A 4698-nucleotide genomic window follows, 5' to 3' on the forward strand; every position below is an offset into this window, starting at 1 on the left:
GCCCCGGCCCCCGACCCCGGGGCGCGCCCCGGTTTACCCCCCCCCGGGGGGGGCCCGGGGCCCGCGCCGTCGGCGTTCTCCGGGCCCCGGGGCCGGGTTGGTGGCCAATCATCACGACATCGGCAAATTCGTCGGCGAAACGGTCGCAGACTTGATCGGTTCCTGACCCCCTACCTGCTGGCGATGGCGCCCGGGGAGGCGGTACGGTACGCACGTTGTTGCTCTTCTCCTGGTGTCCGCATGGCATGCACGGGGTAAAGCGCAATCGCTCGGCCGGAGAAGGAATCGGCCGGGGTGTTCGATCAGCGGGCAACCGCGGACAAACGCTCGAGGAGAGCAAGCATGGCGCAGGGAACTGTCAAGTGGTTCAACGCGGAGAAGGGCTACGGCTTCATCTCCCCGGACGACGGGTCGGGTGACGTCTTCGTCCACTACTCGGCGATCGGTGGCACCGGCTACAAGTCGCTCGAGGAGGGGCAGCGGGTCAACTTCGAGGTCGAGCAGTCGCCCAAGGGACCGCAGGCCACCGGGGTCAGCGCCGCCTGATCCGGCTTGTTCCGTCGACAGGGCCCGCACCGGGGACTCCGGTGCGGGCCCTGTCGTCTGTCCGGGCCCTGTCGTCTGTCCGGGCCCTGTCGTCTGTCCGGGTCCTGAGGCCTGCCCGGGTCCTGAGGCCTGTGCAGGCCCTGTCCTCTGTCCTGGCCCTGTCGTCCGCCCGGGTCCTGAGGCCTGTGCAGGCCCTGTCCTCTGTCCTGGCCCTGTCGTCCGCCCGGGTCCTGCGGCCTGTCCCCGGATCTCGCCTCTCCCCGGACCTCGGCCTCGCCTGTCTTTGGACCTCGGCCTCGTCCGGCGCCCGGCGGTGGCAGGCTGTCGGTCATGACCGTCGAGGGCACCCTGGACACGCCGGCGATCGACCCGGCCCGGCTGCCCGGACCGACGCCGTCCTCGGTGGTGCAGGCGGTCAGCTCCGCGCTCGGCGCCCCGCCGGCCGCGGTGTACGGAGTCAGCGACGACACCCTGGCCCAGGTCGAACGGGCCGGCGGCCGGCTGGCCCGGCGGGCGCTGGCCCTGATGGACGAACGGCTGCCCTGGTTCCGATCGCTGCCGGCCGAGCAGCGGTCCTGGGTCACGCTGGTCGCCCAGGCCGGCATCTCCGGTTACGTCGTCTGGGCCAAGGCCAGCAGCGACGAGTACCGCATCACCGGCGAGGTGTTCGGCACGGCGCCGCGCGAACTGGTCCGCGCCGTCTCGCTGCGCCGGACGGTGGAACTGGTGCGGGTGGCGATCCTGGTCGCCGAACAGGAACTGCCGGCGCTGGCCGCCGACGAGACCGAGCGGATCGCCCTGCGCGACTCGCTGCTCCGGTACAGCCGGGAGATCGCCTTCGCCGCCGCCGAGGTCTACGCCGCCGCGGCCGAGACGCGCGGAGCGTGGGACGCCCGGGTCGAGGCGGCCGTGGTGGACGGGGTGGTGCGCGGCGAGGACATCGGCACCCTGTCCTCCCGGGCGGCCGCCCTGAACTGGGATCCGACCGCCGACACCGTCGTGGTGGCGGGCGCGGCGCCGACTGGCGACCGGGCCGATGCCGTGGGCGCCGTCGCCGACTGGGCCGCGTCGACCGGCCGGTCGGCCATGTCCGGGGTGCACGGCGACCGGTTGGTCCTGGTGCTGGCCGGCTCGGCGGCGCCCGAGGCCGGCGTGGCGGCCTTGTTCGGGGACGGTCCCGTGGTGCTCGGTCGGGCCGGCAGCGGCCTACGGGCGGCCATCAACTCGGCCGCCGACGCACTGGCCGGCCTCGACGTGGCCGCCGCCTGGCCGGACGCCCCGCGGATCATCGACGCCGACGACCTGCTCGCCGAACGGGTGCTGGCCGGCGACGCCCGGGCCGCCGCCCGGCTCCGGGCCTCCGTCTACGGACCCCTGGCGGCGGCGCCGCACCTGCTGTCCACCGTGGACGCCTACCTCGCCGCCGGTGGCGCGCTCGAGCCGACCGCGCGGAACCTGTTCGTGCACCCCAACACCGTCCGCTACCGGCTGCACCGCGTCGCCGACCTCACCGGCCGCGACCCCTGGGACCCGCGCGACCTGCTCGTCCTGCAGACCGCCGTCATCCTCGGCCGCCTCGCCGCCGCGCCCTGACCGCGCCTCCGGCTCCGGCCCAGTCCCGCCCCGCGGCTTCCGCGGCCGACCTCGCCGGTTCGCTGATCAAACCCGGGCCGAACCGGACATCCCAGCCCCCACACCGCGGGTTTGATCAGCCAAACTCCACCGGCCCCGCCGGTTCGCTGATCAAACCCGGGCCGAACCAGACATCCCGGCCCCCACACCGCGGTTTTGATCAGCCAAACTCCACCGGCCTCGCCGGTTCGCTGATCAAACCCGGGCCGAACCAGACATCCCGGCCCCCACACCGCGGTTTTGATCAGCCGACCCGCGCCGGCGAGGCCCACGCCGCCGGCGACGGTCGGGCACCGGTCCCCCGCCGCGGCGCCGAGCCGGACCATCCCACGGAGGGCGGCGTCATTCCGCGCGCCAGGAAGCCGTCGCGGCGGGACCAGGTCCGCAGCAGCCGATCGGCCGGCAACGGCTCGGCCCGCAGCAATGACGCGATGCGACCGGCCAGCGCGTCCGGCGTCAGCGTGGCGATGGTCCATGTGTAGCGGACGACGCGGATGCCCCACTCCTGCAGCTGCCACTCTCGTTCCTTCTCCGCCCGCAACGCCGCCAACGGATCGCCGAGCAACCCGTACTTGCCGATCCCGTCGGCCTCCGCGGCCAGCCGGTGCTCGGCCCAGTAGTGGTCCAGCCGCCAGCAAGGGACTGTCTCCCCCACCCACACGTTGCTGGCGCCTACCGGTAGCCCGGCCCGGAGCAAGGCGTACCGGCCGACCGACTCGAGCGGCGACTCGACGTCCGGGCATGCGTGAGCCACCGCCCACCGCGCCCGCCCGTGCCCGGGCCAGGCGGCGATGTCACGTTCGGCCTGGGCCAGGCCCTCGAGGGACCCCTCCCGGCCGGCGGCGGCGTCGGTGAGGATCAGCCCGGACCGTCGATCGAGCCCACGGGCCAGGTCGACCGCGGCGAAGGACGGGCGCAGCGTCGCCGTGCCGTCGATCTCGGTGAGCCATCGATCGGCAACGGCGGCGAATCGGGTCCGGCCGTGCAGCGTGCGGTTGGACCCGCTGGCCCGCGACCCCAACCGGATCACGCTGGGCACCGGCGGCGGCGCCGACCGGGTGGGCAACTCGTGCAGGGCGACGGCCGACCAGTCCGACGCATGCGTGTTCGCCGGTGAGGCCATGACGAACGCCCGGGTGCGCAGCCTGAACGCGGGCCACTCACCCAAGGCCTCGACGGCTCGCCGCTCGGCGTAGACGCCCTTGGCCAGAACGGTGAGGGCACCCGACCGCAGGAGCCGCTCGACCCGGTCGGCGCTGACGCCGAGGTCGCGGCACCGGGCGGCGGTGATCAGGCCGTCGTCGGCGAGAGCGGCGTGCAGATTCGCTGGCATGGTCGTGGACACCCACGCAGCTTCCCGGCCACCGGCCGATCGGTGGGAAGAATCTTGGCCGATGTGGACAACCACCCCAGAGTTGTCCACACCGGTGCCGGGGCAGGGCGGATCCGCCCACTTCGCTGATCACATCCGCGCTCGGCGCCCGAATTGCCCGCTTCCGACCCGGCTTTGATCAGCGAACCACAGCGACGACCACAGGGCCGCTGATCAAATCCGCGCCCAGTGTCCGAATTGCCCGCTTCCGACCCGGCTTTGATCAGCGAACCGCGACACGGACCGGCGGATGGACCGGCGGATGGGCCGGTGCCGGGATTCGCCCAGCACGCCGGGACCAGCACCGACGCTGTGACGATGATCAAGATTTGGTGACTCCCACCGGGTTGACTGTGGGGTTCCTACAAAAGACTCACCGGGACTTGGTGGCGTCCGTCATCACCGGCGCCGCACCGGACATGTCACGGTAGATGGCGTGCTGGCCATCGTCGCTCCCGGCCAGGGAGCCCAAAAACCCGGAATGCTCTCCAGTTGGTTGGAACTGGACGGAGCAGCTCAGGCGCTGGCCGAGATGTCGGAGCGGGCGCACCTCGATCTGACCCGGCTGGGCACCGAGGCGTCCGCCGAGGAGATCAAGGACACCGCGGTCACCCAGCCGCTGGTGGTCGCCTCCGCCCTGCTCGCGGCCCGCTCTCTGCAGATCCCGTCCACCGCCGTGGTCGCCGGGCACTCCGTCGGCGAACTCGCCGCGGCGTCCGTGGCCGGCGTGTTCGGCGACCTGGACGCGGTCGGCCTGGCCGCCGTCCGCGGTCAGGCGATGAGCGCGGCCTGCGCGCTGACCCCCACCGGCATGTCCGCGGTGATGGGCGGCGACACCGAGGCGGTGCTGGCCGCGCTCGCCGAGCTCGACCTGGTCGGCGCCAACGTCAACGGCGGCGGGCAGATCGTCGCGGCCGGCCCGCTGGAGGCCCTCGACCAGCTCAAGGCCGAGCCGCCGGCCGGCGTGCGGATCATCCCGCTGCCGGTGGCCGGGGCGTTCCACACCTCCTTCATGGCCACCGCCGAGCACGCCCTGCGCGAGCACGTCGGGAATCTGACCCCGCAGGACCCCACCCACGTGCTGCTCACCAACGCCGACGGCACCGTCGTCGGCTCCGGCCCGGCGTACCTGCAGCTGCTGGTCGCCC

4 protein-coding genes are annotated in these 4698 nt (G+C 73.3%); 3 read left to right on the plus strand and 1 reads right to left on the minus strand.

The genetic code is table 11. The annotated features are described in order from the left end of the window. Positions 1-342 precede the first annotated feature (342 nt). Positions 343-546, plus strand: coding sequence for a cold-shock protein (locus tag ACOJUF_RS08820; protein WP_420121489.1), 204 nt, complete (start codon positions 343-345; stop codon positions 544-546). A gap of 330 nt (positions 547-876) precedes the next feature. Continuing rightward, on the plus strand, positions 877-2139 hold the full coding sequence (locus tag ACOJUF_RS08825; RefSeq protein ID WP_420121490.1) for a PucR family transcriptional regulator: 1263 nt from the start codon (positions 877-879) through the stop codon (positions 2137-2139). 283 nt (positions 2140-2422) lie between these two features. Here the strand turns inward: ACOJUF_RS08825 and ACOJUF_RS08830 are convergent, their stop codons facing one another. Further along, positions 2423-3523, minus strand: coding sequence for a hypothetical protein (locus ACOJUF_RS08830; RefSeq protein ID WP_420121491.1), 1101 nt, complete (start codon positions 3521-3523; stop codon positions 2423-2425). Positions 3524-3986: 463 nt separating this feature from the next. Between ACOJUF_RS08830 and ACOJUF_RS08835 the strand changes: the two genes are divergently transcribed. Further along, positions 3987-4698, plus strand: a 712-nt coding sequence (locus tag ACOJUF_RS08835) for an ACP S-malonyltransferase (RefSeq protein WP_420121492.1), incomplete at its 3' end; no start/stop codon positions are given.

The organism is Nakamurella sp., assembly GCF_048594475.1.
Classification (GTDB): domain Bacteria; phylum Actinomycetota; class Actinomycetes; order Mycobacteriales; family Nakamurellaceae; genus Nakamurella.